19 protein-coding genes are annotated in these 26532 nt (G+C 68.3%); 16 read left to right on the top strand and 3 right to left on the bottom strand.

What is annotated here, in order from left to right:
• The first annotated feature begins 262 nt into the window (after positions 1 to 262).
• The 13 genes from VSR71_RS25895 to VSR71_RS25835 all read left to right on the top strand — a co-directional run bounded on the left by VSR71_RS25895 (position 263) and on the right by VSR71_RS25835 (position 17081).
• Entirely contained in the window at positions 263 to 1288 is a 1026-nt protein-coding gene (locus VSR71_RS25895) for a D-2-hydroxyacid dehydrogenase family protein (RefSeq protein ID WP_342916637.1), read from the top strand.
• Positions 1289 to 1503: 215 nt separating this feature from the next.
• Positions 1504 to 2688, top strand: a complete 1185-nt coding sequence (locus VSR71_RS25890; protein WP_342916636.1) for an MFS transporter — start codon at positions 1504 to 1506, stop codon at positions 2686 to 2688.
• A gap of 173 nt (positions 2689 to 2861) precedes the next feature.
• Positions 2862 to 3500 carry an MOSC domain-containing protein gene (locus VSR71_RS25885; RefSeq protein ID WP_342916635.1) on the top strand — a complete coding sequence of 213 codons (639 nt, stop codon included), beginning with the start codon at positions 2862 to 2864 and terminating at the stop codon, positions 3498 to 3500.
• 260 nt (positions 3501 to 3760) lie between these two features.
• A complete protein-coding gene (locus VSR71_RS25880; protein ID WP_342916634.1) occupies positions 3761 to 5011 on the top strand; it encodes an efflux RND transporter periplasmic adaptor subunit in 1251 nt (416 codons plus the stop codon).
• Between the two features lie 3 nt (positions 5012 to 5014).
• Positions 5015 to 8212: an efflux RND transporter permease subunit gene (locus VSR71_RS25875; protein ID WP_342916633.1), complete on the top strand. Its 3198-nt coding sequence runs from the start codon at positions 5015 to 5017 to the stop codon at positions 8210 to 8212.
• Between the two features lie 53 nt (positions 8213 to 8265).
• Entirely contained in the window at positions 8266 to 9102 is an 837-nt protein-coding gene (locus tag VSR71_RS25870; RefSeq protein ID WP_342916632.1) for a ChaN family lipoprotein, read from the top strand.
• Positions 9103 to 9696: 594 nt separating this feature from the next.
• Positions 9697 to 10665, top strand: coding sequence for a Bug family tripartite tricarboxylate transporter substrate binding protein (locus tag VSR71_RS25865; protein WP_029046453.1), 969 nt, complete (start codon positions 9697 to 9699; stop codon positions 10663 to 10665).
• A 268-nt stretch (positions 10666 to 10933) separates the two neighbouring features.
• Entirely contained in the window at positions 10934 to 11407 is a 474-nt protein-coding gene (locus VSR71_RS25860) for a tripartite tricarboxylate transporter TctB family protein (RefSeq protein WP_342916631.1), read from the top strand.
• A 28-nt stretch (positions 11408 to 11435) separates the two neighbouring features.
• Positions 11436 to 12950 (top strand): tripartite tricarboxylate transporter permease, encoded by a 1515-nt coding sequence (locus VSR71_RS25855; protein WP_342916630.1) that lies wholly within the window; start codon positions 11436 to 11438, stop codon positions 12948 to 12950.
• Positions 12951 to 13066: 116 nt separating this feature from the next.
• Positions 13067 to 14125 carry an AbrB family transcriptional regulator gene (locus VSR71_RS25850; RefSeq protein WP_342916629.1) on the top strand — a complete coding sequence of 353 codons (1059 nt, stop codon included), beginning with the start codon at positions 13067 to 13069 and terminating at the stop codon, positions 14123 to 14125.
• Positions 14126 to 14199: 74 nt separating this feature from the next.
• Positions 14200 to 14622: a PaaI family thioesterase gene (locus VSR71_RS25845; protein WP_342916628.1), complete on the top strand. Its 423-nt coding sequence runs from the start codon at positions 14200 to 14202 to the stop codon at positions 14620 to 14622.
• Positions 14622 to 15530 carry a patatin-like phospholipase family protein gene (locus VSR71_RS25840; protein WP_342916627.1) on the top strand — a complete coding sequence of 303 codons (909 nt, stop codon included), beginning with the start codon at positions 14622 to 14624 and terminating at the stop codon, positions 15528 to 15530. The genes VSR71_RS25845 and VSR71_RS25840 overlap by 1 nt, the downstream gene beginning before the upstream one ends.
• A 66-nt stretch (positions 15531 to 15596) precedes the next feature.
• Positions 15597 to 17081, top strand: a complete 1485-nt coding sequence (locus VSR71_RS25835) for a dihydrolipoyl dehydrogenase family protein (RefSeq protein ID WP_342916626.1) — start codon at positions 15597 to 15599, stop codon at positions 17079 to 17081.
• 80 nt (positions 17082 to 17161) lie between these two features.
• On the opposite strand, the gene VSR71_RS25830 is transcribed toward VSR71_RS25835, so the two are convergent.
• Both VSR71_RS25830 and VSR71_RS25825 read right to left on the bottom strand, forming a co-directional pair.
• Positions 17162 to 18625: a sensor histidine kinase gene (locus VSR71_RS25830; protein ID WP_342916678.1), complete on the bottom strand. Its 1464-nt coding sequence runs from the start codon at positions 18623 to 18625 to the stop codon at positions 17162 to 17164.
• Between the two features lie 34 nt (positions 18626 to 18659).
• On the bottom strand, positions 18660 to 19334 hold the full coding sequence (locus VSR71_RS25825) for a response regulator (protein ID WP_342916625.1): 675 nt from the start codon (positions 19332 to 19334) through the stop codon (positions 18660 to 18662).
• Between the two features lie 314 nt (positions 19335 to 19648).
• Between VSR71_RS25825 and VSR71_RS25820 the strand changes: the two genes are divergently transcribed.
• Complete coding sequence (locus VSR71_RS25820) at positions 19649 to 20710, top strand: ABC transporter substrate-binding protein (protein ID WP_342916677.1); 1062 nt, start codon at positions 19649 to 19651, stop codon at positions 20708 to 20710.
• Positions 20711 to 20740: 30 nt separating this feature from the next.
• Here the strand turns inward: VSR71_RS25820 and VSR71_RS25815 are convergent, their stop codons facing one another.
• A complete protein-coding gene (locus VSR71_RS25815; protein ID WP_342916624.1) occupies positions 20741 to 21487 on the bottom strand; it encodes a TetR family transcriptional regulator in 747 nt (248 codons plus the stop codon).
• A 563-nt stretch (positions 21488 to 22050) separates the two neighbouring features.
• Here VSR71_RS25815 and VSR71_RS25810 point away from each other — a divergent pair.
• Complete coding sequence (locus VSR71_RS25810; RefSeq protein WP_342916623.1) at positions 22051 to 23307, top strand: efflux RND transporter periplasmic adaptor subunit; 1257 nt, start codon at positions 22051 to 22053, stop codon at positions 23305 to 23307.
• A 72-nt stretch (positions 23308 to 23379) separates the two neighbouring features.
• Positions 23380 to 26532, top strand: coding sequence for an efflux RND transporter permease subunit (locus tag VSR71_RS25805; RefSeq protein ID WP_342916622.1), 3153 nt, complete (start codon positions 23380 to 23382; stop codon positions 26530 to 26532).

Genomic DNA, 26532 nt, shown 5'->3' with positions numbered 1-26532 from the left:
CGGTGGCGTTCGCGTGTCGGGAGCAAGGCTCCACCGACAATCCGCGGCGGCACCGGAGCGGGCAAGGATACCACTGGCGCACCCCCCTGTTTTTTGCTGCGCAACAATTGACACCATTGTTTCGCAAGAGATGTTCCACCTCGCGGCGGTCCGACATGCTGGCGCCGACGCTGGGTTATCCACAATACTGTTGGGCGGCGCGCGGCTCGGTTGCCGCGCGCACCAACCGGCACAGGCGCCGAAAGACAAACCAGAGTTACCGATGAAGATTGCCGTACTCGACGATTACCAGGACGCCGTGCGCAAGCTGCCGTGCTTCAGCCTGCTGGAGGGACACGACGTCAAAGTGTTCAACAACACCGTCAAGGGCGTGGGCCAGCTGGCGGCGCGCCTGTCGGACGTGGAAGCCGTGGTGCTGATCCGCGAACGCACCCGAATCACCCGGCAACTGCTGGAAAAACTGCCGAAACTGAAGCTGATCAGCCAGACCGGCAAGGTCGGCGCCGGTCCGGGCAGCCATATCGACCTGGATGCCGCCACCGACCGCGGCGTGGCGGTGCTGGAAGGCGTCGGCTCGCCGGTGGCGCCGGCCGAGCTGACCTGGGCGCTGATCATGGCCGCGCAGCGGCGCATTCCGCAGTACGTGGCCAGCCTCAAGCACGGCGCGTGGCAGCAATCGGGGCTGAAATCGACCACCATGCCGCCCAACTTCGGGCTGGGCCAGGTGCTGCGCGGCCAGACGCTGGGCATCTGGGGCTACGGCAAGATCGGCCGCCTGCTGGCCGGCTATGGCAAGGCCTTCGGCATGCGGGTGATGGTTTGGGGCCGCGAGGCTTCGCTTGAGGCGGCGCGCGCCGACGGGCTGGACGTGGCCTCTTCCAAGGACCAGTTTTTTGCCGACAGCGACGTTCTGTCGCTGCACCTGCGGCTCAACGACGACACCCGCGGCATCGTCAAAATGACCGACCTGACGCGAATGAAGCCCACCGCGCTGTTCGTCAATACCAGCCGCGCCGAGCTGCTGGAAGAGAACGCGCTGGTCACCGCGCTCAACCGCGGCCGCCCGGGCATGGCGGCGGTCGACGTGTTCGAATCCGAGCCGATCCTGCAGGGGCACGCGCTGCTGCGCATGGAAAACTGCATCTGCACGCCGCACCTGGGCTATGTCGAGCGCGACAGCTATGAGCTGTACTTCCGCACGGCATTCCAGAACATCCTGGACGTGCTGGGCGGCAATCACGACTGCATCGTCAATCCCAAGGCGTTGACGCCGGCGCTGTCGCGCTGAAGCGTCCGGTTTGCTCCCCACCCCACTCCCGCCGGCGGGAGTGGGGTCCGGTTCGTACCGTGTTGGCTGGCTGCGGCGGGCGCGATTGCCTCGTCAACGCGAATTCCCCAATCCCGCTACACTCGGGACTTCCCTAGCCGCCGGCCGCAATGGCCCTGGCGGCGGCCCCGACAACAACAGGCGCCCGCGCGCACCCCCTTTTCCCCAAGGCCGGCATGGATCCCAGGCTCGTGACGCTCTGCGTCGGCAATTTCGTCATCGGCACCGGCGCGATGATCGTAACCGGCATGTTGAACGATATTGCCGGGGATTTCGGGTTGGGTGCGGCCAGTGCCGGGCAGCTGATTTCGGTGTTCGCGCTGGCCACCTGCGTCGGCGCGCCGCTGTTCGCCACGCTGGGTTCGCGCATCGACCGGCGGCTGCTGCTGGCGGGCTCGCTACTGGTCTATGCGGTGATGCACCTGGCGGCCGCCTTTGCGCCCAGCTTCGCGGCGCTGATGGTCATCCGCTTCCTGACGGCGATCGGCGCCGCCATCTACACGCCGCAGACCGCGGCGACGCTGCCGCTGCTGGTCAATGCACAGACACGCGGCCGTGCCATCAGCTTCGTCTTCCTGGGCTGGAGCGTCGCCAGCGTGGTGGGCGTGCCGCTGGGCACCTGGATCTCGACCACGCTGGGCTGGCGCGTCAGCATGGGCCTGGTGGGCGGGCTGGCGCTGCTGGTGTCGGCCGCGGTCTGGCGGGCGCTGCCGCGCGGACTGTACGTGGAGCCGGTCGGGCGCGAGGCCTGGGCCGCGGTGCTGCGTCATAAGCCGGTCATGCTGGTGGTGCTGACCACCATGGTGTCGTCGGCCGGCATGTTCACCATGTTTACCTATGTCGCGCCGCTGATGCGCGATGTCTACGGCATCAGCGGCGGCGCGCTCAGCCTGATGTTCCTGGCCTATGGCGCGTGTGGCGTGCTCGGCAATGCGCTGGCCGCGTCGCGCATGGACAAGGTCACCCCGAGCCGGATCGTGCAGGTTGCCCTGCTGACCTCTGTGGCCGCCATGGTGCTGTGGCCGCTGGCGGGCCTGGGCGGCGTGGCGCTGGTGCTGCTGTTCATGATGTGGGGGCTGGGCGGCTTTGCCACCAACAGCGCGCAGCAGGCGCGGCTGGTGCTGCTGGCGCCGGAGCGGGCCTCGGCCTCGATCTCGCTGAACTCTTCGTCGATCTATCTCGGGCAGGCGGCCGGCGCGATGGCCGGGGCCGGCATCTATACCCTGGCCGGAGCCGATTCGCTGCACTGGGGCGCCGCGGCGCTGATGCTGGCGGCGCTGGCGGTGTCTCAGCGCGCCCGCTCGCTGGGCTGCCGGTGGCAGCGCCCGCAGGCCCCGCAGCAGGCGCCCAACGCCGGCTGAAGCCACGCCCCGGGGGATCATATCCGCCGGCGGCGCGCCTGCATCGCCGTGCTCACGGCGTCTTGTGAGGCACCGCACCAAGCACTTGTCCACAGCCTTATCCGCCCCCTTATCCTCAGGGATATCCGCAGCTTATCCACATTCCTTTCCACAACCACCAAGCGGGGGCGCGTGTGAGCGATTCCGGACGCTGGCAAGGCAATGCACGCGTGCTGGCCGTGAGCCTTGGCAAGGCGATCCCGCTGGTCGTGGCCGGCGCCGGCACCGAGGCGGTGGTGCTGTCCGGCATCCGCAAGCATCCCGTCAGCACCCTGCTGCATCCGCTCTCGGTGCAGGTGCGGCCGCTGGGCCTGGCCGGCGACGAGCAGGCCGACCTGACCGTCCACGGCGGCCGGGACAAGGCGGTCTACGCCTATCCGTCCGAGCATTACCCCTGGTGGAATGCGCGCCGGCGCGCCTGCGGGCAGCCCGAATCGGCACAGCCGCTGCCGTTCGGCGCCCTGGGCGAGAACCTGAGCATGGAAGGCCTGCTGGAGTCCGACCTGTGGATCGGCGACCTGGTGCGCGCCGGGACGGCGCTGCTGCGGGTGGAGGCGCCGCGCCGGCCCTGCTACAAGTTCAATGCCGCGCTCGGCTACCGCCACGCGGTGCGAGACATGGTGCAGAGTGGCTATTCGGGCGTCTACCTGAGCGTGCTGGTGACCGGCCAGGTCCGCGCCGGCGACGCTGTCATTGTGCAGCCGGGGCCACGTGAGCTGTCGGTCGACAGCGTCAACCAGTGGCGTCGTGACAGCAGGCGGCAGCTTTTCTGATAATGTTTGTCTAACAATACAAGCGCCCCGCCTAATTCACATCCGGCTTTTTCCGTGGCCCGGAGCGCGAGTGCCAGCGCCTGCCGTCACGAGACTCTTACACCCATGTAATGGACTGTAATACGCGACGCTGGCTCCGGCGGGCGAAGCGCTGTACTAGTAGAGTCTTTGCGCAACACGCGCCGGCGACATTCGATCACAACAAGCCGGCGCGGATCACGGGGAGTGGCGCAAGACGCGGTGCAGAGGGTCCACACAACATGAAAACTGACAGGATCGACCAGCCCAAGGGGTTCGTCGACAGCAACTGGAGTGCGGCCGCCGGGACCGGGCGCGGCCGGGTATCGCCGTGGGTATTGGTCACGGCAGTGCTGCTGCTGGCCGGGCTGGGCTGGTTTGCCTGGCGCACGTGGCTGGCGCCCAAGCCGGCGCCGAAGCCGCCCGCCGCGGTGGTGGTGACCACCGCGCTGGTGCAGCAGGGTGACGTGCCGCTGCGGGTCACCGCCAATGGCAACGTCACCGCGCTATCCACGCTCGAGGTGCGGCCGCAGGTGTCGAGCACGGTGCGCACGGTCCATATCAAGGAAGGCCAGACGGTCAAGCCGGGCGACCTGCTGTTCTCGCTCGACACGCGCATGGACGAGGCCAACCTGGCCAAGGCCCAGGCGCAGCTGCTGAAGGACCGGGCCGACCTGGCCGACGCCCACCGCACGCTGGCGCGCAGCCAGGAACTGCTCGAGCGCAACTTCATTTCCAGGAGCGCGGTCGATACCGCGCAGGCCAGGGTCGATGGCTCCGAAGCCACCGTGCGCGCCGACCAGGCCGCGATCGAGGCCAGCCGCGTGGCAATCAGCTATGGCTCGATCCGCGCCACCATCAGCGGCCGCACGGGCGTGATTAACGCCTTCCCGGGCTCTCTGGTGCTGCCCGGCGGCGCCGTGCCGATGGTTACCATCGCGCAGGTGCAGCCGATTGCAGTCACCTTCAGCCTGCCCGAGCGCCAGCTGGCGGCGCTGCGCGAGGCGCTGCAGGCCGGCCCGGTACAGGTCACCGCCCACCCCAACGACGGCAGCAAGACCCCGGTGACCGGCAAGATCACCTTCGTGGACAACACGGTCGATCCGCAGTACGGCACCATTCGCGTCAAGGCCCAGTTCGGCAACGAAGAGCAGCGGCTGTGGCCGGGCACCTACGCCAACGTCAGCGCGGTGGTGCAGACGCTCAAGGGCGCGCTGTCGGTGCCGCCGCAGGCGGTGGTGACCGGCCCCGAAGGCCGCTTTGTCTATGTGGTGCAGCCCGACAGCAAGGTCGCGCGCGTGCCGGTGCAGGTGATTACCACCACCGCCGCCGCGGCCGTGGTGGAAGGCGTGCAGCCCGGCGCCCGTGTCGTCGTCGAAGGCACGCAGAACCTGCGCCCGGGCGCGCTGGTGCGCGAGGCGCCGGCCGGCGCCGCCTCCGGTGCGGCCGTCGCACGGCCAGGCAATGCAGGCAACGCCGCCGCGGGGCACTGAGACATGACGCTGTCCGAACTCTGCATCCGCCGTCCGGTGATGACGGTGCTGCTGTGCCTGGCCGTGATCGTCACCGGCATCGTGCTGTACCCGACCATCCCGATCGCAGCGCTGCCCAGCTTCAACTCGCCGGTGATCCAGGTCACCGCGACGCTGCCGGGCGCGAGCCCGGAAACCATGGCGGCATCGGTGGCGACGCAGCTGGAAAAGCAGTTCGCGACCATCCCCGGCGTGTCGGTGATCAGTTCGTCGAACACGCTCGGCAACTCCAGCATCACCATCGAGTTCAACAACGACCGCAACATCGACGACGCGGCCGTGGACGTGCAGGCGGCCCTGTTCCGCGCGCAGCGTTCGTTGCCGATCGAGATGACGACGCCGCCGTCGTACCGCAAGGTCAACCCGGCCGACGCGCCGGTGCTATTGCTGGCGATCAACTCGCCGGCAATGAGCCTGGCGGACCTGAATGCCTTCGGCGACAACCTGATCTCGCCCACGCTGGCCACGCTGCCGGGCGTGGCGCAGGTGCAGATCTACGGGCAGAAGCGCTTTGCTGTACGCGTGCGTGCGCACCCCGACGCGCTGGCCGCGCGCGGCCTGACGCTGGACGAACTGGCCACCGCGCTGAACCGCGCCAACGCCAACACCCCGGTGGGCACGCTCGACAGCGCGCGCCAGACCCTGACCATCCAGGCCAACCGGCAGATGACCAATGCGGATGCCTTCCGCAATATCATCGTCGCCAGCCAGCCCAACGGCGCGCTGGTGCGGCTGTCCGACGTGGCCGAGGTCGAGGACAGCGTCGAGACCATCAAGACCGGCAGCTGGCTCAACAACGAGCGCTCGATCGTGCTGGCCGTGCTGCGCCAGCCCGACGCCAACACCGTGGCGGTGGTCGATGCGATCAAGGCCGCCCTGCCCCGCCTGATCGCGCAGATGCCGGGCTCGGTCAACGTGGCAGTGGTCAACGACCGCTCCAACTCGATCCGCGAATCGATCCACGACGTGCAGTTCACGCTGGCGCTGACGGTGGCGCTGGTGGTGATGGTGATCTTCCTGTTCCTGCGCCGCGCCGCCGCCACGCTGATCCCGACCGTGTCGCTGCCGATCTCGCTGATCGGCACGGTGGCGCTGATGAAGGCATTCGGCTACAGCCTGGACAACGTCTCGCTGCTGGCCATCACGCTGGCGGTGGGGCTGGTGGTGGACGATGCCATCGTCATGCTCGAGAACATCGTGCGCCATATCGAGGAAGGCGTGCCGCCGCTGAAGGCCGCGCTGGTGGGGTCGCGCGAGATGGGCTTCACCATCCTGTCGATCTCGATCTCGCTGGTGGCGGTGTTCATCCCGATCTTCTTCATGCCCGGCGTGATCGGGCTGCTGTTCCACGAGTTTGCCGCGGTGGTGTCGCTGTCGATCCTGGTGTCGGCATTGGTGTCGCTGACGCTGATCCCGATGCTGTGCGCGCGTTTCCTGTCGGCCGAGAACGTGCCGGTCGATGAGTCGCACCACGCCTATGGCGACCACGCGCTCGCGCAGCCTGCCGTGCCACAGAAGCGGACCCTGGGCATGCGCTCCACGCAGTGGTTCGAGAACCTGTTCGAGTTCACGCTGCACCGCTATGCGCGTGGGCTGGACTGGTGCCTGGCGCACCGGCGCACCGTGCTGGCGGTAGCGGGTCTGACTTTCGTGCTGACCGCGGTGCTGTTCATCACGATCCCCAAGGGCTTCTTCCCCGAGGAAGACATCGGCCAGATCCGCGTCAATGCCGAAGGTCCGCAGGACATCTCCTTTGACGCCATGTCCGAGCGGCTGCGCGATGCGGCCGAGCGCATGCGCGCCAACCCCGCCGTCAAGAGCATCGTGGTGGCCATCGGCGGCGGCCCGTCGCCGGCCATCAACACCGGCCGCATGTTCGTCGAGCTCAAGCCGCGCGGCGAGCGCGACGCCATGCCCAGGGTGATCGAGTCCCTGCGCCGCGACGTGGCCGGCGTGCCCGGCCTGGCGGTGTATTTCTCGCCGGTGCAGAACCTGCAGCTCGGCGGGCGCCAGAGCAAGAGCCGCTACCAGTACACGCTGCAGAGCGTGAAGGCCGGCCAGCTGCAGGACTACTCCGACCAGCTGATGGCCAAGATGCGCGCCGACAGCCTGTTCCGCGACGTCACCAGCGACTCGCAGCAGTCGGGCCTGGAGGCGCACCTGTCGATCGACCGCGACAAGGCCAACGCGCTCGGCGTGCAGATGCAGGACGTGCGCACCGCGCTGTATTCGGCGTTCGGCGAGCGGCAGGTGTCGACCATCTACACGCCGATCGACAACTACTACGTGATCCTGCAGGCGGCCGACATCGACCGCGTCGACGAGACCGCGTTCGCCAAGCTTTACGTGCGCAGCAAGACCGGCCAGATGGTGCCGCTGTCAGCCTTTGCCACCACCGAGCGCCGCGTCGGCCCGATCGCGGTCAACCACCAGGGGCAGCTGCCGTCGGTGACGGTGTCGTTCAACCTCGCACCGGGCGCGGCGCTGGGCGACGCGTCGGCGCGCATCGACCGCTACAAGCAGGAGATCGCGATGCCGACCTCCATCTTTACCAACTGGGGTGGCGACGCGGCGGTGTTCCAGTCATCGCAGGCCACGCAGATCGTGCTGCTGGTGGCGGCCATCGCGGTGATCTACACGCTGCTGGGCGTGCTGTACGAGAGCTACATCCACCCGCTGACCATCCTGGCGGGGCTGCCTTCGGCGGCGGTCGGCGCGCTGCTGACCTTGTTTGTCTTCAATGTCGAGCTGTCGCTGATTGCTGTCATCGGCGTGCTGATGCTGATCGGCATCGTCAAGAAGAACGCGATCATGATGATCGACTTCGCGCTGGCGGCGCAGCGCGAGCAAGGCATGACGCCGGCCAGGGCAATCCGGCAGGCATGCCTGCTGCGCTTCCGTCCGATCATGATGACCACCTTCGCCGCGGTGATGGGCGCGCTGCCACTGGCGCTGGGCCTCGGCGCCGGTGCCGAGCTGCGCCAGCCGCTGGGCCTGGCGGTGGTCGGCGGGCTGCTGTTCTCGCAGGTGATCACGCTGTTCATCACGCCGGTGATCTACCTGGCGCTGGACAAGTTCTCGGGCACGGGGCCGCTGCAGATCGACTCGGAAGGCAACAAGCTGCCGGAGAAGGTGCCTGGCGAGACGGTGCGGCAGCACTGAAGGCGTTAGCCGGGTCCGTCCCGAAGCGCGAAACAAGATAAAGAATCCGCGTGATGTCATTCCTCTTGCGCGTTCCGAGCATGCTGGCCGCAACGGTTGCCTTGCTGACCGCCGGCTGTGCGGCCTCCGGGCCCTCTCCCGCTACCATTAGCGCCGGCTTTGCCGGCAAGCCCTACGTGCTGCTGGGCGAGGTCCATGACAATGCTGCCGGCCAGCAGCAGCGGCTGGACGCGCTCACGCGTGCGGTGGAGCAAGGCTGGCGCCCGGCCATCGCCATGGAGCAGTTCGACCGGGAACGGCAGGCCGATATCGACCGCGCCCGCCGCGAGCGGCCGAAGGATGCCGATTACCTGATCGCGCAGGCCGGCGGCGGCGCCTGGCAGTGGCCGCTGTACCGCCCGGTGGTGGCGCTGGCGCTGCAGTACGACCTGCCGCTGGTCGCGGCCAACCTGTCACGCGCGGATGCCGGCAAGATCGTGCGCGGCGGGCTCGATGGGCTGTTCGCTGCCGACGAGCGGCAGAAGCTCGGCCTGACCGGCGAGTTGCCGCCTGACCTGGTGGCGGCGCAGACCGCGGTGCTCGATCGCGGCCACTGCGGCAATTTCCCCAAGGCGATGCTGCCCGGCATGCTGGCGGCACAGGCCGCGCGCGACGCGGTGATGGCGCAGGCGTTGCGGCCGTACGCGCAGCGTGGGGCGGTGCTGATTGCCGGCAACGGGCATGTGCGGCGCGATGTGGGGGTGCCGCGCTGGCTTGCTGGCGAGGCAGGGAAGGTGGTCAGCGTGGGCTATGTGGAAAGCGCGCCTGCAGACGGCGAGTTCGATCTGGCGGTGGTGGTGCCGGCGGTGGCGCGCAAGGATCCTTGCTTGCAGGCGAAGCCAGCGGGGTGAGCGCTATCTGGCTATTGCAGGGCTGCAGTTCCTGGATGCGCTGGCCCTCTCCCCCAACCCCTCTCCCGCAGGCGGGAGAGGGGAGCAAGCTGTCGCTATGCGAAGGCATGAGAGCTTGCTGACACGTCTGGCAATCGCTCCCCGCTCCGCAGCGGGAGAAGGTCGCAAGCAGTCGGCACGAAGGCTTGAGAGCTTGCTGACACCGCTGGCAATCGCTCCCTTCTCCCGCGCGCGGGAGAGGGGTGGGGGAGAGGGCCGGAGCCTCCACGAGGTCCCGCCCGCCCACACGCCAATCCCCCACCATCCACGTAAACCCCAACCCCTTCCCGCCCCTTTTGACAGCCTTTTGACAGTTTCCCCCGCCTAGAATCCGCCCCATGGCCGCTAACCCCGGCCTGATGTTCACCAATAATCCAAGAACAGTCCCGGCCACGCCCGCCGCGCCGGACAGGAGACAACCCCGGCAGCGCCGCGCGCGCCGCCGGCAAGCCGTGTCCCCGTCCCCAGCAACGCAGGCCGCCGCCGGAACCCCCGGGTCGGATCGCGGCCGCCAGTGACTGGCAAGCGATCACCGGTACAACCAAGGAGACCGCTATGCGCCGTTCGATTTCCCGTTTTGCCCATGCCGCGCTGGCATCGGCCGCCGTTGCCGCCACCGTCGTTGCCGCGCCCGCCTACGCGCTCGACAGCGTCAAGGTCATGATCGGCGCCAACCCCGGCGGTGGCTATGACCAGACCGGCCGCTCGCTGGGCGCCGCGATGATTGCCGCCGGCCAGGCCAAGACCGCTTCGTACGACAACAAGGGCGGCGCCGGCGGCACCATCGCGCTGACGCAGTTCGTCAACACCGACAAGGGCAATCCCAACGCGCTGATGGTGGTGGGCGCCGTGATGGTCGGCGCGATCGAGACCAACAAGCCGCCGGTCACGCTGAAGAACGCCACGCCGATCGCGCGCCTGTTCGCCGACACCATGGTCATCACCGTGCCGGCCAGTTCGCCGATCAAGTCGATCAAGGACCTGACCACGCAGCTCAAGGCCAATCCGGGCAGCGTCAGCTGGGGCGGCGGCTCCAAGGGTTCGATCGACCATATCCTGGCCGGCCTGGTCGCCAAGGAAAGCGGCGTCGATCCCAAGAAGATCAACTATGTGCCGTTCCAGGGCGGCGGCGAAGCCTCGGCCTCGATCATGGGCGGCCACGTGACGGTGGGCATCGCCGGCGTGTCGGAATTCCTGCCCTTCATCAAGAGCGGCAAGATGCGCGCGCTGGCGGTGACCTCCAAGGACCGTACCGCCGATATCCCGACGCTGAAGGAGCAAGGCGTCAACGTCGAGATCTACAACTGGCGCGGCGTGTATGGCGCGCCCGGCACCACGCCCGAGCAGCGCAAGGCCATGATCGACGCGGTGGTCAAGGCCACCGAGAGCAAGGCCTGGAAGGACACGCTGCAGAAGAACGACTGGACGCCGTTCCTGCTGACCGGCGACGAGTTCGGCAAGTTCGTAGACAGCGAATCCACCCGCCTGGGCGGCACGCTGCGCGAGCTGGGCGTCGCCAAGTAAAGCCCGCTGCCGCGCCAACCCGGCGCGGCCTGTGAAACACCCTGTATTACCGCATCAACCGCTTTACCTGTCGTGCCTGCCAACACCGCCGGCTGATCCCGGCGGCAGGAAAACGGCATGGGGCCCGGTGTCCACCTGCGATACCGAAGACAACAACCATATGTCGCCGGGCCTCATTGCCGCGCGGGCCGCAAGGTCAGCTAAGTCAGCTAAGCCAGCGTCGCGGACGCCAGCCCCCCTTGCTGGCGACAAAGGCCAAGGAGTCTCCATGAAACCCTCGCACGTTGCCATCGGCGTTGCCGTCCTGGCGCTTTCGCTGTTTTTCTTTGTCGGCCTGACCGGCATCACCGGCGAGGAAGGCTATGCCGGCCTGTCGCCGCGCTTCGTGCCCACGCTGGTGGCCGTCGGGCTGGCCGTGTGCGGCGCGCTGCTGACTTGGCAGGGCGTGCGCGGCGGCTTCACCAATATGCCGGAGGAAGATGCCGAGCTGCCGAACGCGCCGCACAATTTCAAGGGCTTCCTGTGGGTGGCCGCGGGCCTGGTGCTGAACATGGCGCTGATCGGCACGCTCGGCTTCGTGTTTTCTTCCACGCTGCTGATGGTGTGCGTGGCGCGCGGCTACGGCAGCCGCCGCATCGTGCGCGACGTGATCGTGGGCCTGTGCATCACGGTGCCGATGTGGGCGCTGTTTGAATTCCTGCTCGGCATCAACCTGCCGCTGCTCCCCATCGCCGGCTTCTGAGCCCGCCCGTCCAGCAAGGAGTCTTCGAATGGAAACCCTGAACATGCTGATGCACGGCTTTGCCGTCGCGATCACACCGATCAACCTGATGTGGGCGCTGGTAGGCTGCTTCCTCGGCACCGCCATCGGTGTGCTGCCGGGCATCGGCCCCGCCCTGACGGTGGCGATGCTGCTGCCGCTGACCGCCAAGGTCGAACCCACCGCTGCGCTGATCATGTTCGCCGGCATCTACTACGGCGCGATGTACGGCGGCTCGACCACGTCGATCCTGATGAACACGCCGGGCGAGTCTTCCACCATGGTCACGGCCATGGAAGGCAACCTGATGGCCAAGAACGGCCGCGCCGGCCCGGCGCTGGCAACCGCGGCGATCGGCTCGTTCGTGGCCGGCACCATCGCCACCGTGATGCTGTCGCTGTTCGCGCCGGTGGCGGCCGACGTGGCGCTGCAGTTCGGTCCCGGCGAGTACTTCATGATCATGCTGCTGGCCTTCACCACGGTCTCGGCGGTGCTGGGCTCGTCGCTGCTGCGCGGCATGACGGCGCTGTTCCTGGGCCTGGGCATCGGCCTGATCGGCATGGATTCGCTGTCGGGCCAGACGCGCTACTCGATGAACGTGCAGGAGCTGTATGACGGCATCGACATCGTGGTGGTTGCGGTCGGCCTGTTCGCCGTGGGCGAGGCGCTGTTCAACGCGTTCTTCCCGCAGCCGGACGGCACCTTCAACAAGCTCAGCTCGGTCCATATGAACAAGTCGGACTGGAAGCGTTCGTTGCCGGCGTGGATCCGCGGCACGTTCATCGGCTTCCCGTTCGGCCTGATCCCCGCGGGCGGCGCCGAGATCCCGACCTTCCTGTCGTATGCGACCGAGAAGAAGCTGTCGGACCACAAGGAAGAATTCGGCAAGGTCGGTGCGATCGAAGGCGTGGCGGGCCCGGAGGCGGCCAACAACTCGGCCGTGACCGCGACGCTGGCCCCGCTGCTGACGCTTGGCATTCCCACCTCCAATACCACCGCGATCCTGCTGGCCGCGTTCCAGAACTACAACCTGCAGCCGGGCCCGATGCTGTTCCAGACCTCGGGCGACCTGGTGTGGGGCCTGCTGGCGTCGCTGTATATCGGCAACGTCATGCTGCTGGTGCTGAACCTGCCGGCGATCGGCCTGTGGGTGCGCATGCTGCGCGTGCCGACGCCGCTGCTGTACGGCGGCATCCTGATCTTCGCGGGACTGGGTGCGTATGGCATCCGCCAGTCGTGGTTCGACCTGCTGCTGCTGTTCGTGGTCGGCCTGCTCGGCATGGTGATGCGCCGCTTCGACTTCCCGACCGCGCCGGTGATCGTCGGCATGATCCTGGGGCCGATGGCGGAGAAGCAGCTGCGCAATGCGCTGTCGATCGGCCAGGGCGACTGGAGCCTGTTCGTCAGGCAGCCGATCTCGGCCACCATCCTGGCGATGACCGTGGCGGTGGTGGTGATCCCGCGCCTGCTGCGCTGGCATGCCGCGCGCGGCTCGGCGCATGCGCAGGCTGACAACGCGGCGTGATGCGCGATAGCATTCGGTAGTCTCCGGGGCCCGGCGCCATGGCGTGCGGGCCCCTTGCATTTCCACCCCTCAAAACAACAAGCGCCGGCGCCCCTTAAGCGCCAGGCCGCTGACCAATGAGTCTTGCCGCCAACCGCTGGCTGTCCGCGGTGCCTACGCTGGCACTCGGGCTGGCCGCCGCCCTGCTCTGCACCGTCCTGCATACCCCGCTGCCGTGGATGATCGGTCCGCTGCTGGCTGTCGCCTCGGCGCGCATGTGGGGCGCCGACCTGCGCGCGCCGTCGCAGGCGCGCAATGCCGGGCAGTGGGTGATCGGCGCATCGCTCGGGCTGTATTTCACGCCGGACGTGGTGGCGCGGCTGGTGGAGTTCCTGCCGTACATCGTCGCCGGCTCGCTGTTCGCGCTGGCGATGGGCGCGGGCGGCGCGCTGATGCTGCGCCGGACCACCGGCGTCGCGTTCAAGACCGCCTACTTTTCCACAGCCATCGGCGGCGCTTCCGAGATGGCCAACCTGGCCGAGCGCAATGGCGCCCGCATCGACCAGGTCGCGGCGGCGCATTCGCTGCGCGTGCTGATGGTGGTGGTGACGGTGCCGGCGATCTTCCAGTACGGCGGCATCCATGGGCTCGACACGTACATCCCTGGCCCGCGCGTGGTCAGCACGCCGGGCCTGCTGGCGCTGGTGGCGGTCACGCTGGGCGTGGCGCTGCTGGTCAGGCGCCTGAACATGCCCAACCCGTTCGTGATCGGCACGCTGCTGGCGGCCGCGGTGCTGACGGCATCGGGCATCGAGCTGTCGGCGATCCCGACGTGGATGAGCCGCGCCGGCCAGCTGCTGATCGGGGTGTCGCTGGGCGTGCGCTTCTCGCGCGAGTTCCTGCACACCGCGCCGCGCTTCCTGTCGGGCGTGGCGCTGTACACGGTGCTGGCGCTGGTGGTGTCGGCGCTGTTCGGCTGGGCGCTGGCGGCGCTGTCGGGCGCGCACCCGGCCACGATGATCCTGGCCACCACGCCCGGCGGCATTGCCGAGATGTGCATCACCGCCAAGGTGCTTGAGCTGGGCGTGCCGCTGGTGACGGCCTTCCATGTGATCCGGATGGCCTTCGTGGTGCTTGCCACCGGCCCCCTGTATCATTGCCTGAAGCATCGCGTCGCGCCGGGGGAGACAGCGTAGCGGTCCGCCACGGGCCGGCTATGGACCAGCTATGGGCGCGGCCATGGAACATGGATACAAGAACGAGGATCGCCATGTCTGAAGCATCACCGCAACTTGCCCTTGCCGACATCGACGCCATGCTGGAACGCGTGCTGGCGCCCTGGGTGCGCCAGCTTGGCCTGCGGGCCGAAGCCGTCGATGCAAACGGCGTAACGCTGCGCCTGCCGTTCAACGAATCATTTCGCCACGCGGGTGGCGTGGTCTGCGGTCAGGTGCTGATGTCGGCGGCCGACACCGCCATGATCGTCGCCGTCGCGAGTGCGCTCGGCGGCTTCCGCCCGATGACCACGGTCTCGCTCACCACCAACTTCATGCGCCCCGTGATCGACGGCGACGTGCTGGTGCGCGCCAACGTGCTGCGCCTGGGCAAGACCGTGGTGTTCGGCGAGATCGAGCTGACCGGTACCGACGGCAAGCTGGCGGTGCAGGCTACCACCACCTACGCGCTGCTCTGATGCCGGCCGGCTCGGGCGCCAATCCCGCCAATCCCTTCGACCAGGTCGTCTTTGCCGGCGGCGGCAACCGCTGCTGGTGGCAGGCGGGCTGGTGGGACACGGTCGCGCCCGAACTGCAGCTGCGGCCGCGCGTGATCGCGGCCATTTCCGCCGGCGCGGCCACGGCGTGCATGGTCTATGCGCACGACTCGCACCAGACCATGGACTACTACCGCGAGGTGCTGTCCAACAACCGCCGCAATGCCTACTGGGGCAACCTGCTGCGCAACGAGCGCGTGTTCCCCCACTACGGCATCTACCGCACCGCGCTGCTGACGATCTTTGCCGACGGCCGCCTGTCGCACCTGCAGCAGGCGCCCGAGATCCGCGTCGGCGTGGCGCATATCCCGCGCTGGAGTGGCCCGCGCCTGGCGGTGGCCGCGGGCCTGCTGGCCTACAACATCGACAAGCATGTGCTCAAGACGCTGCACCCGCGGCTGGGGCGCAAGCTGGGCTTCCGGCCCGAGTTCGTGCGCGCGCAGGACTGCGCCTCGCCCGAGCAGCTGGCCGACCTGCTGCTGCAATCGGCGTCGACGCCGCCTTTCACGCCGGTGCTGCGCCGCCAGGGCCGGCCGGTGCTGGACGGTGGGCTTGTGGATAATGTCCCGGTCGATGCGCTCGATGCCGCGCCGGGCAATGTGCTGGTGCTGGTGACGCGGCTCTATCCGCGCCCGCGCCGTTTCGTTCTCGAAGAAGGCGGCCAGCGCCGCCTGTACCTGCAGCCCTCGGAGCGCGTGCCGATCTCGAGCTGGGATTACACCCGGCCCGATGCCATGACGCACGCCTACGAACTCGGCCGCCGCGACGGGGAAACCTTCCTGCGCGAGTGGCCGTCGATCCTGAATACCGAACTGCGGCCGGCCGCCTAGCTTCGCGGCCTGGCACCGGCCTGATCGATTGTCGATGCGGCCCGCGTGCCGCGACAGGAGGCATGGATGACCGAGCGCAAGACAACCCCCACCGCAACGCAGGGGACCAACGAACCGCGGCGTGCCCGCCAGGTCAGCGCGGCGCCGCCCGTGGAGCGCGTCCCGCGCGCCCGCGGCCAGGGCGCAGGCAAGCGCCGCAACGGCAAGGCGCGCGAAGCCGACCTGGTGGTGATCGGCGGCGGCTCCGGCGGCGTGGCCTGCGCGCGGCGCGCGGCGGCGCACGGGGCCCGCGTGATCCTGGTCGAGCGCGATGCCATCGGCGGCACCTGCGTCAACCGCGGCTGCGTGCCCAAGAAGATGCTGTCGTATGGCGCCTCGTGGGCGGCGATCCTGTCGGGCTGCCTGTCGCACACCGGCGGCCGTGAAGACTGGCGCGACGCGATCGTGCGCGTCAACGCCGAGGTGGCGCGGCTGAACGCCGGCTACACCCAGCGCCTGCATGAATCCGGCGTGGAGATCCTGCGTGGCGACGCGCGCGTCACCGCGCCCGATGAAGTCCGCATTGGCGACGAGACCATCCATGCGCGCCGCATCCTGATCGCCACTGGCGCGCGCCCGCGCACGCTGGATGTGCCCGGCGGCGAGCTGGCGGCCAGCTCCGACGATGTCTTTACCTGGCAGACTGTGCCCGCCTCGGTCGCGGTGATCGGCGGCGGCTATATCGGCGTGGAGCAGGCATCGATCCTGTCGCGCTATGGCGTCAAGGTCGACCTGATCGTCGCCGGCGACCGGCTGCTGACCCATTTCGACCATGAGATGGGCGCTGCGCTGACCGCTGCGCTGACCGAGCGTGGCGTGCGCGTGCACCTGAATGCGCAAGTGCATTTGCTCAGCCAGGCCAACGGCGCGGTGGAAGTCTGCTACCGCCCCACCGACCGCCCCGGCCAGACCGAAGCGGTGCGTGCGCAGGCCGCGCTGGCGGCGATCGGGCGCATCTCCAATGTGCAGGGGCTGGGGCTGGAAGAACTCGGCGTGGCGTTTGGCGGCAAGGGCGGCATCCATGTCGACAAGCAGTACCGCAGCAGCGTGCGCAAGCTCTACGCGATCGGCGATGCCACCGACGGCTTGCACCTGACGCCGGTGGCGACCGCGCAGGGCCGCTGGCTCGCGGACCGGCTGTATGGCCGGCGCGGGGAGCGTGTGGACTTCGATTTCGTGCCCACCGCGGTATTCAGCGAACCCGCCATCGGCGCGGTCGGCATGACCGAGGCGCAGGCAATTGCCGATGCCGGCAAGCCGGAGCGCATCCGCACCGTGGTCAAGCGCTTTGTCTCGCTGGAAAACCGCTTCGGCGGCACGCCGTACCAGAGCGTGTTCAAGCTGGTGCTGAACGCGCGCAGCGGCCGCGTGCTGGGGGTGCACCTGATGGACAACGCCGCGCCGGAGATCGTGCAGGCGCTGGCGGTGGCGCTGCGCCTGGGCGTGCGCGAGTCGCAATTGCAGACCACGGTGCAGCTGCATCCGACGGTGGCGGAGGAACTGTTCAGTTAGCTGATTGCCGCCGGTTTGCTCCCCTCTCCCGCAAGCGGGAGAGGGAGACCACAGTCGGTCGCGATGCATTCGTGGCCGAGTTATTCGCCGACAGGCAGCTTCAGCACCGCCCGCACGCCGGTGCCCTGCAGCCCTTCTCCCAGCTCCACCGTGCCGCCGAAGCGCGACGCCATCTCGCGCGAGATCGCCAGCCCGAGCCCCGAGCCGGGCTCGGCATTGCCCACGCGGCGATAGAAGCGCGCAAAGACCTTTTCGCGCTCTTCGGCCGGGATGCCCGGCCCGTCGTCTTCCACGATCAGGCAGGCCGTTTCGTCATCCCGGCGTGCCGACAGGGTGATCCGGCTGCCGCGCGGCGAGTACTGGATCGCGTTGTGCACCAGGTTGGCCAGCGCCTCGCGCAGCAGCGCGGGATCGGCGCGCACCGGCAGCTTCAGCCCTGGCACCGGCTCCCAGCCGAAGTCCTGCTGCTTGCCGCGCGCCAGCGGCAGGTAATCGAGCGCCACCTGCTCGGCCACGGCGACGGCGTCGATGATGTCGATGGTATCGCTGGCCTCGCCCGGCTGCGCGTTTTCGCCATGGTGCTGGCGTACCCGCGCCAGGGCCAGCAACTGGTTGGTCAGGCGCGCGGCCTGCTCCAGCTGCGTGACGATGCCGCTCACCGCCTCGCCCGCGGCGCGGCGCGCGGCTTCCGGATCGGGATCGCGCAGCTGGCGTTGGGCGTATTCGGCCTGCGTCTTCAGGATCGCCAGCGGCGTGCGCAGCTGGTGCGCGGCATCGGCGATGAACTGCGCCTGCGACTGCGCCATCGCCGCCGAGCGCGACACGTGCAGGTTGACCGCATCGACCAGCGGCCGCACCTCGGACGGCACGCGCTCGAAGGCCAGCGGCGCGAGGTCGTCGGGCGAGCGCGCCTCGACATCGTCGCGCACGCGCCTGAGCGGGCGCAGCACGTAAGTGACCCCGCCCACCAGGATCGCCGCGCTCAGCAGGATCAGCAGCAGGTCGCGCGCCAGCGCGCTGCGCCACACCGTGGCGATCAGCGCGCTGCGCGGCTCGGCGGTCTCGGCGACCTGGATGATCACGCGCATGCGCGCGTCGGGCCGGTACACGGGGCGCGCCATGACGCCGATGCGCACCGCGTCGCCCAGGTACTCGGTATCGTAGAAGCGCGGCTGGTTGTTGACGAGGTCGCCGGCGGGCAGCGGCAGGTCGTCGTAGCCGGTAATGGTTTCCACCTTGCCGGCGCGTTCCAGCGACACGCGGTAGTACACATGGGTTTGCGCCGCGCTCTCGAACATCTCCATGGCGGCGTCGGGCAGCGTGAGCTGGACGCTCTCGCCGGCCATGCCGATGGCGTTGTCGATGGTGCGGATCGAGCCGTACAGCGAACGGTCGTAGGCCCGGTTGGCGGCGTCGCGCAGCGTGCCGTAGGTGAGCCACGTGTCGATCGCCATCATCGCCGCCAGCGCCGGCACCAGCAGCAACAGCAGCTGGCGGCGCAGGCTGCCGCGGCGCCACAGCAGCACGGGATGGCGCGGCCCCATGCGCCAGCGCATGCCCGTTTCCTTCCAGCGCATGTCAGCGCCTGGCCTCTGGCTCCAGCAGGTAGCCGAAGCCGCGCAGCGTGACGATGGTGACGCCGTGCCCGGCCAGCTTCTTGCGCAGCCGGTAGACCAGCACTTCGATCGCGTCCGGGGAGACATCGGCGTCGAGCGAGAACACCTTGTCGAGCAGCTGCGCCTTGGTCAGCGGCTGGCCGCTGCGCGCCAGCAGCGCGCCCAGCAGCGTCGATTCGCGCGGCGTCAGCGCCAGCGGCTGGCCATCGAGCGTAAAGCTGCGGGTCTCGCCGTCGAACACCAGCGTGCCGCACTGCAGGCGCGGGTGCGCGCGGCCGCGGCTGCGGCGGATCAGCGCCAGCAGCCGCGCTTCCAGCTCGGCAATGGCGAAGGGCTTGGCCAGGTAGTCGTCGGCGCCTAGGTTCAGGCCGCGCACGCGTTCGTCGAGCGTGTCCTGCGCGGTCAGGATCAACACCGGAGTGCGGTCGTCGCGCCCGCGCATCGACTTGAGCACGGCCAGCCCATCCTTGCCGGGCAGGCGCAGGTCGAGCACGACCGCGTCGTATTCCTCCGCCTGCAGCCGTGTCTCGGCCTGCAGGCCGTCGGCGACGTGCTCGATCACGAAGCCGCCCTGCTCCAGTGCGCGGGCGACCCAGCGTGCCAGTTCGACTTCATCCTCCACCAGCAGGATGCGCATGCCGGTTCTCCTCCTCTGCCGGTTCTGTGCCAGGCGGCCCCGGCGCTATGGCGCGCCTGCCGCGGGCGCCTATAATAACCCCGCCCCGCCTGTCCCGGCGCGCCCGCTGCAGGGCCGCCCTCCAGTTTCCGACCACCGTGCCCAAGCGTCCGCCCCAGCAGTCCGCTTCCATGCCGCCCGCGGCGCATGGGTCGCCCGTCAATCACGCATCACCCGCACCGCCTGCCTCACCCGCATCTCCGCGGCGCCGCCGGCTGGTTGGTGCCTCGCTGCTGGCCGCGGCGTCGCCGTCCTTGCCGCTGCAGGCCCAGTCCATGCTGCCGGCGCCGCCGCCGGGCTACCCGTCGGGCTATGACGCCACCATCGCCCGCGCGCAGCGCGAAGGCGAGGTGGTGGTCTACGCCTCGACCGACCTGGAGGTGGCGCAGCCGCTGATCACGGCGTTCGAGACGCGCTATCCCGGCATCCGGGTGCGCTACGAGGACCTGAACACGGTCGACCTGAACCGGCGCTTCCTGGCGGAAACCGCCGCGCTCGGCAGCGGCCGCCCGGCGCCGGGCGCGCGCTATGCCGATGTGCTGTGGAGCACCGCCATGGACCTGCAGATCAAGCTGGTCAACGACGGCAACGCGCAGCGCTACGCGTCCCCCGAACGCTCCGGCCTGCCCGCCTGGGCGGTGTGGCGCGACGAAGCCTGGGGCACCACCTTCGAGCCGGCGGTGATCGTCTACAACCGCTACCACTTCGCCGGCATGCGCGCGCCGCGCAGCCGCACCGGGCTGGCGCGGCTGCTGCAGGAAAATGCGCCGCGCTGGCGCGGCAAGGTGGTGACGTATGACGTGGAGCGCTCCGGCGTTGGCTACCTGCTGGCGCAGCAGGATGCACGCATGGGCAATGAATTCTGGTACCTGGCGCAGGCGCTGGGACGTGCCCGGGTGCAGTTGTCGTCGTCGACTGCCGAGATGGTGGAGCGCATCGCCAGCGGCGAGCTGGTGATGGGGTACAACCTGCTGGGTTCCTACGCGCTGTCGCTGATGGAGCGCGGCGCCGCAATCGACGTGATCGCGCCGCGCGACTACACGCTGGTGATGTCGCGGGTAGCGTTTATCGCCAGGCGCGCGCCGCGGCCCAATGCGGCGCGGCTGTGGCTGGACTTCCTGCTGTCGCGCGAGGGCCAGGCGCTGCTGGCCAAGTCGACCACGCAGCTCTATACCATTCGCACCGATACCGACAGCGTGCATACCGCCGCGGCGCTGTCGGAGCGCCTGGGCTACGCGCTCAAGCCGATCAGCGTGGGGCCGGGCCTGCTGGCCGCGCAGGACACGCTGCGCAAGCGCGCCTTCCTGGCGCGCTGGCACGAAGCGGTGCGCGGCTAGCGCCCGGACCGGTATCAGGGAGTCGGGGGATCAGGGCACCAGGTCGCTGGTGTCCAGGCCCGTGGCCTTCTCGGCCTTCATGCAGGCCTGCTCGCACAGCGTCGACAGTTCGTCGTCGAGCTGCGCCATCGGGCGCGGCACATAGCCGAGCCGCAGCGCGGGGGACAATCTCAGGGTATCGATGAAGGCGTCCGCCATGCGCTCGGCATTGGCGTCGAGGTCGAAGTCCTCCGGCGAGAACAGCCAGTGCGCCAGCACGCCGCCGATGCAGGCGTGGAAGGCGTTGACGGCCAGGTCCAGGTCCAGGTCCTCCGGCAGCTGGCCGCGCTCGCGCGCCAGGCGCAGGTGCTCGCGGATCTTGACCAGGCCTTCCTTGTGCGACTGGCGCTGGCGCTCGAAGATGGCGCCGTTGTCCTGCACCATCTCGCACTTGTGGAAGATGATCTCGAAGACGCGGCGCAGGCGCGGGTTCACCACGGTCTGGCGCATGACATAGGCGCAGATGTCGCGCACGCCGCCAAGCGGGTCTTCCTGGCGCGCGATGCGCTCCGGATCGCACAGCGCTTCCACCGGCAGATGCACGCGGTCGCACATGGCGGCGAACACATCGCTCTTGTTCTTGAAGTGCCAGTAGATCGCGCCACGGGTGACCCCCGCCGCCTCGGCGATGTCGGCTAGCGACGGCCGTGCCACGCCGCGGGCGTGGAACACGGTTTCGGCCGCGTCGAGAATCCGGTGGCGCGTTTCGAGCGCCTCTTCCTTGGTGCGTCTGACCATTTCTGTCTCATATGCCGGCGGCCCATGGCCACGGTCCGGCGTGTTGAATCTCCCCGCTGCCACGCAAGCCGCGCGGCGGGTCGTTGTCGTCACATGGCGATGTTGTCGCAAGCCCTGGGTCCGACAGGACGGCGCGCATCCTAACCCGAGTCGGCGGTTTGCGCCGGATACCGGATCAGGTTTGCCGGCTTTTCGCTGGGATTCGATGGTTCTCACCGGATCCGCCCGACGCGATGTGCGCCCGAAAGCCCCTGCTGATGAATCGACTTAACATACATGCTTGAATGTATATATAATACGCGCTCGTTCGGCTTTCGGCCAGCCGCCCCCTGTGACATAGCCAGCACCTTGGGCGACTCCTTGCGCAGGCCTGCCGGTCAACAATCCAGTCGTCATATAAAAGCCACCGTTCGTCGCATTCGTCACCGCGTCGACGCGATTTGTGGCTAGCATCACGCTTTTATCCGCCGCAAACATTGCGGCGGGCTGCGTCTTTTCCGCTTTCCTGAGAAGGCAAGTCGGGGCGATGCGGCAGATCTCAAATTGCCATCATGGGGTTATCGATGAGGAAGTCCCAACGTATCAGTTGCGTTGCCACCTTTGCAGCCGCCGCGCTCTCGGCGCTGGCGCTCACTGCCTGCGGCGACAAGAAGGCCGAGGGCGGCGCCCCGCCGCCGCCCGAAGTCGGCGTGGTTACCGTGACGCCGTCGCCGGTCGCCGTCGTCAATGAACTGCCGGGCCGCCTGGAAGGCGTGCGCACGGCCGAAGTGCGCGCTCGCGTAGAAGGCATCGTGCTGTCGCGCAATTACACCGAGGGCGGCGAAGTGAAGGCCGGCCAGGTGATGTTCCGCATCGACCCGGCTCCCTACCAGGCCGAGCTGTCGTCGGCCCAGGCCGCGCTGCAGCGTGCCGAGGCCAACGCCGTGTCGGCGCGCCTGAAGTCCGAGCGCTACAAGCCGCTGGTGGCCGTCAACGCGGTCAGCAAGCAGGAATATGACGACGCCGTGGCCGCCGCCGGCCAGGCCAATGCCGACGTGGCATCGGCCAAGGCCGCCGTGCGCACCGCCCAGATCAACCTGGGCTACACCACCGTGACCGCGCCGATCAGCGGCCGCGCCGGCCGCGCGCTGGTGACCGAGGGCGCGCTGGTGGGCAAGGGCGAGGCGACCAAGCTGGCGCTGGTGGAGCAGATCGACCCGATGTGGGTCACCTTCACCCAGCCGGCTTCGGAAGTCACCCGCCTGCGCCGCGCCATCGAGTCGGGCATGGTCAAGGGCGTCAACGGCGGCGCCAACGTGCACCTGTATGTGGAAGACGGGCGCGAGTACGAGCACACCGGCAAGCTGCTGTTCTCGGACATGACGGTCGATCCGACCACCGGCGCGATCACGCTGCGCGCGCAGTTTCCCAACCCGAAGCGCGAGCTGCTGTCGGGCACCTTCGTGCGCGTGAAGATCGAGCAGGGCGTGGACGAGAACGCGCTGACCGTGCCGCAGCGGGCGCTGATCCGCGGCGCGCAGGGCGCCACTGTGCTGGTGGTCGGCAACGACGGCAATGTCGCCTCGGTGCCGGTCAAGGCGCCGCAGGCCATCGGCGACCGCTGGGTTGTGACCGAAGGCCTGAAGGGCGGCGAGAAGGTGATCGTCGAGGGCCTGCAGAAGGTCAAGGTCGGCGCGCCGGCCAAGCCGGTGCCGTTCGTGCAGGCGGATGCCTCGGCACCGGCCGCCACGCCGGCTTCGGCTTCGGCTTCCGCCGCCCCCGCCTCGGCCCCCAAGGCCGAGGCCAGGCAGGAAGCGAAGGCCGAGGGCAAGAAAGGCTGAACACCGCCGCGCCGCGGCAGCTGAAGCCAGCCGCCGTGGCACACAGGGCTAGACAAAGAGGGAGCCAGTCTTATGGCCAAGTTTTTTATCGACCGGCCGGTGTTCGCGTGGGTGCTCGCGCTGATCATCGTGCTGGGCGGGATATTGTCGATCATGCAGTTGCCGATCGCGCAATACCCGAACATCGCCCCGCCTACGATCTCGGTCACCGCCACCTATCCGGGTGCGTCGGCCAAGACGCTGGAGGATTCCGTCACTTCGGTGATCGAGCAGGAGCTTAACGGCGCCCCCAACCTGCTCTACTACAACTCGACCAGCGAATCGACCGGCCTGGCGACGATCACCATCGCGTTCGCGCCGGGTTCCAACGTCGACCTGAACTCGGTCGAAGTGCAGAACCGCCTCAAGCGCGTGGAAGCGCGCCTGCCGGCGGAAGTGCGCCAGCAGGGCGTGCGCGTGGACAAGGCCGGGAACAACTACATGATGTTCCTGACCGTGTCGTCCAAGTCCGGCACGGCCAGCGCGATCCAGCTCGGCAACTATGTCTCGGCGCAGGTGATCGATTCGATCCGCCGCGTACCGGGCGTGGGCCAGGCCGACCTGTTCGGCACCGAGTACGCCATGCGCATCTGGCTGGACCCGTCCAAGCTGACCGGCTACAACCTGACGCCGCTGGACGTGACCGCCGCGGTAAGCGAGCAGAACGTGCAGGTCGCCGTGGGCGAACTGGGCGGCACGCCCTCGCCCAAGGGCACCGAGCTGAACGCCACCGTTACCACCGAAAGCCGGCTGACCACGCCCGAGCAGTTCGCTAACATCCTGCTGCGCACCAACCCCGACGGTTCGTCGGTGCGCATCAAGGACGTGGGCCGCGTGGAGCTGGGCGGCGCCGACTACTCGACGCTGGCCCGCACCAACGGCAAGCCGTCGGCGGCCATCGCCATCAAGCTGGCCCCGACCGGCAACGCGCTGGCCACCGCCACCGCGGTGCGCGCCAAGATGGAAGAGCTGTCGAAGACCTTCCCGGCGGACTACCAGTACACGGTGCCTTACGACACCTCGGCCTTCGTCAAGATCTCGATCGAGGAAGTGATCAAGACGCTGCTGGAAGCCGTGGTGCTGGTGTTCCTGGTGATGTACCTGTTCCTGCAGAACTTCCGCGCCACCATCATCCCGACGCTGGTGGTGCCGATCGCGCTGCTAGGCACGTTCGGCGCGCTGCTGGCGTTCGGCTTCTCCATCAACGTGCTGACCATGTTCGGCATGGTGCTGGCGATCGGTATCCTGGTGGACGATGCCATCGTGGTGGTGGAAAACGTCGAACGGATCATGAGCGAGGAAGGACTCTCGCCACGTGAAGCGACACGCAAGGCCATGGGCCAGATCACCGGCGCCATCGTCGGCATCACGCTGGTGCTGACCGCGGTGTTCATCCCGATGGCGTTCTTCTCCGGCTCGGTGGGCAACATCTACCGCCAGTTCTCGCTGTCGCTGATCGCCTCGATGGCATTCTCGGCGCTGCTGGCGCTGACGCTGACCCCGGCGCTGTGCGCGACGCTGCTCAAGCCGGTGGAAGCTGGCCATCACCATGAGAAGAAGGGCTTCTTCGGCTGGTTCAACCGCACCTTCGCCACGGCGTCGACCGGCTACCAGGGCGTGGTCGCGCGCATCCTCAAGCGCACCGGCCGCTACCTGATCATCTACGCGCTGATCATCGCGGGCGTGGTGGTGCTGTTCAAGCGCCTGCCGTCGTCGTTCCTGCCCGATGAAGACCAGGGCTACATGATCACGGTGGTGCAGCTGCCCAACGGCGCCACGCAGGACCGTACCATCGGCGTGCTCAAGCAGATCGAGGACTACTACCTGCAGAAGGAAAGCAAGGTAGTGGACCAGATGATCACGGTGGCGGGCTTCTCCTTCTTCGGCCGCGGCCAGAACGGCGGTATTGCGTTCGTGCGGCTGAAGGACTGGAAGGAGCGCACCGGCGACGGCGAAACCGCGCAGGCGCTGGTCGGCCGTGCCTTCGGCGCGCTGTCGTTCATCAAGGACGCGATCATCTTCCCGCTCAATCCGCCGGCGATTTCCGAGCTGGGCAACTCCTCGGGCTTCGACTTCCGCCTGCAGGATCGCACCGGCCAGGGCCACGCCAAGCTGATGGAAGCGCGCAACATGATGCTCGGCATGGCCGCGCAGAACCCGGTGCTGATGGGCGTGCGCCCCGAAGGCCAGGAAGACGCGCCGCAGCTGCAGATCGACATCGACCGCGAGAAGGCGCGTGCGCTGGGCGTGTCGGTGGCCGAGATCAACTCGACGCTGTCGATCGCGTTCGGCTCCAGCTACGTCAACGACTTCATCTATGAAGGCCGGGTGCGCAAGGTGATCGTGCAGGCCGACGGTGCCGACCGCCGCCTGCCGGACGACCTGACCAAGCTGCGCGTGAAGAACAGCAACGGCGACATGGTCGCGTTCGCGGCGTTCGCGACTTCCAGGTGGATCATGGGTTCGCCGCGCCTGGAGCGCTACAACGGCATGCCGGCGGTGAAGATCGCGGGCCAGGCCGCGCCGGGACGCAGTACCGGTGAAGCCATGCGCGCCATGGAAGAGAACTTCGCCAAGCTGCCGCCGGGCTTCGGCTTCGAGTGGTCGGGCCAGTCGTATGAAGAACGCCTGGCCGGCTCGCAGGAACCGATCCTGTACACGCTGTCGCTGATCATCGTGTTCCTGTGCCTGGCCGCGTTGTATGAAAGCTGGTCGATCCCGTTCTCGGTGCTGCTGGTGGTGCCGCTGGGCGTGCTCGGCGCGCTGCTCGGCGTGACGCTGCGCGGCATGCCCAACGATGTGTACTTCAAGGTGGGCCTGATCGCCACGATCGGCCTGTCGGCGAAAAACGCCATCCTGATCGTGGAATTCGCCAAGGACCTGCAGGCGCAAGGCAAGGGCCTGATCGAAGCCACGCTGGAAGCGGTGCACCTGCGTTTCCGACCGATCCTGATGACGTCGATGGCGTTCATCCTGGGCGTGCTGCCGCTGGCGATTGCCACCGGCGCGGGCTCGGGCAGCCAGCGCGCCATCGGTACCGGCGTGATGGGCGGGATGATCACGGCCACGGTGCTGGCGATCTTCCTGGTGCCGGTCTTCTTCGTCGTGGTGCGCAAGCGCTTCAAGGGCAGCGAGCGCCAGCGCATGCTGGACAAGAAGTGGCATGACCCGCAAGAGGAAATCTGA

Source organism: Cupriavidus oxalaticus, from assembly GCF_038900635.1.
Lineage (GTDB): Bacteria > Pseudomonadota > Gammaproteobacteria > Burkholderiales > Burkholderiaceae > Cupriavidus > Cupriavidus oxalaticus_B.
This window is presented reverse-complemented; position numbering and strand designations above follow the sequence as displayed.

Bases quoted from the DNA above. Each gene is read 5' to 3' on its own strand.
- VSR71_RS25895 (WP_342916637.1), top strand. From the start codon at position 263: ATGAAGATTGCCGTACTCGACGATTACCAGGACGCCGTGCGCAAGCTG.
- VSR71_RS25890 (WP_342916636.1), top strand. From the start codon at position 1,504: ATGGATCCCAGGCTCGTGACGCTCTGCGTCGGCAATTTCGTCATCGGC.
- VSR71_RS25880 (WP_342916634.1), top strand. From the start codon at position 3,761: ATGAAAACTGACAGGATCGACCAGCCCAAGGGGTTCGTCGACAGCAAC.
- VSR71_RS25875 (WP_342916633.1), top strand. From the start codon at position 5,015: ATGACGCTGTCCGAACTCTGCATCCGCCGTCCGGTGATGACGGTGCTG.
- VSR71_RS25870 (WP_342916632.1), top strand. From the start codon at position 8,266: ATGTCATTCCTCTTGCGCGTTCCGAGCATGCTGGCCGCAACGGTTGCC.
- VSR71_RS25865 (WP_029046453.1), top strand. From the start codon at position 9,697: ATGCGCCGTTCGATTTCCCGTTTTGCCCATGCCGCGCTGGCATCGGCC.
- VSR71_RS25860 (WP_342916631.1), top strand. From the start codon at position 10,934: ATGAAACCCTCGCACGTTGCCATCGGCGTTGCCGTCCTGGCGCTTTCG.
- VSR71_RS25855 (WP_342916630.1), top strand. From the start codon at position 11,436: ATGGAAACCCTGAACATGCTGATGCACGGCTTTGCCGTCGCGATCACA.
- VSR71_RS25850 (WP_342916629.1), top strand. From the start codon at position 13,067: ATGAGTCTTGCCGCCAACCGCTGGCTGTCCGCGGTGCCTACGCTGGCA.
- VSR71_RS25845 (WP_342916628.1), top strand. From the start codon at position 14,200: ATGTCTGAAGCATCACCGCAACTTGCCCTTGCCGACATCGACGCCATG.
- VSR71_RS25840 (WP_342916627.1), top strand. From the start codon at position 14,622: ATGCCGGCCGGCTCGGGCGCCAATCCCGCCAATCCCTTCGACCAGGTC.
- VSR71_RS25835 (WP_342916626.1), top strand. From the start codon at position 15,597: ATGACCGAGCGCAAGACAACCCCCACCGCAACGCAGGGGACCAACGAA.
- VSR71_RS25830 (WP_342916678.1), bottom strand. From the start codon at position 18,625: ATGGGGCCGCGCCATCCCGTGCTGCTGTGGCGCCGCGGCAGCCTGCGC.
- VSR71_RS25825 (WP_342916625.1), bottom strand. From the start codon at position 19,334: ATGCGCATCCTGCTGGTGGAGGATGAAGTCGAACTGGCACGCTGGGTC.
- VSR71_RS25820 (WP_342916677.1), top strand. From the start codon at position 19,649: ATGCTGCCGGCGCCGCCGCCGGGCTACCCGTCGGGCTATGACGCCACC.
- VSR71_RS25815 (WP_342916624.1), bottom strand. From the start codon at position 21,487: ATGGTCAGACGCACCAAGGAAGAGGCGCTCGAAACGCGCCACCGGATT.
- VSR71_RS25810 (WP_342916623.1), top strand. From the start codon at position 22,051: ATGAGGAAGTCCCAACGTATCAGTTGCGTTGCCACCTTTGCAGCCGCC.
- VSR71_RS25805 (WP_342916622.1), top strand. From the start codon at position 23,380: ATGGCCAAGTTTTTTATCGACCGGCCGGTGTTCGCGTGGGTGCTCGCG.